Source organism: Vibrio sp. 1580, assembly GCF_033340055.1.
In genome coordinates this window covers 1-530 of the sequence record NZ_JAWOVT010000670.1, presented here as the reverse complement: position 1 = coordinate 530, position 530 = coordinate 1, and the positions used below count along the sequence as shown (strand labels likewise).

The 530-nt window shown below is 50.4% G+C and carries 1 protein-coding gene; it reads left to right on the top strand.

Features of this window, described 5'->3' with window-relative positions:
- A partial coding sequence (locus R7093_RS27765; RefSeq protein ID WP_318147348.1) for a VCBS domain-containing protein occupies window positions 1-530 on the top strand: 530 nt, incomplete at both ends.

The window sequence follows — 530 nt, the reverse complement described above, 5'->3', positions numbered from 1 at the left end:
TCGGTTGACGGCAAGTTCACCACGACAGAAGGCTCCGATCGAGTGGTGAGTTATCAACTCGACGCATCGACCAATCCAATTGATGGCTTGACTTCACATGGTGAAGCCGTTGAGCTGGTAGAAACCGCAAATGCCGACGGCAGCTTCACTTACACCGCGACAGCAAACGGCAACTCAGTATTTACGCTGGTGGTGAATGTTGATGGTTCATACAATTTTACGTTGGAAGGCCCAATCGATCACGCGACTGGTAGTGATGAACTGACGCTAAACTTTCCAATCATCGCGACCGACTTTGATGGCGATACGTCATCGGCAACCATCCCTGTAACCATTGTTGATGACCAGCCAACAATTAACGATGTTCAAGCGATCACCGTTGATGAAGATGACCTCGCGCAGATTGGCTCGGCTCAAGACGGTTCTGTATCGATTGACGGGCACTTCACCACCAATCAAGGTTCTGATGGCGTAGTGAGTTACCAATTGGATGCCAGTGCGACGCCTGTTGATGGGCTTACTTCGCAAGG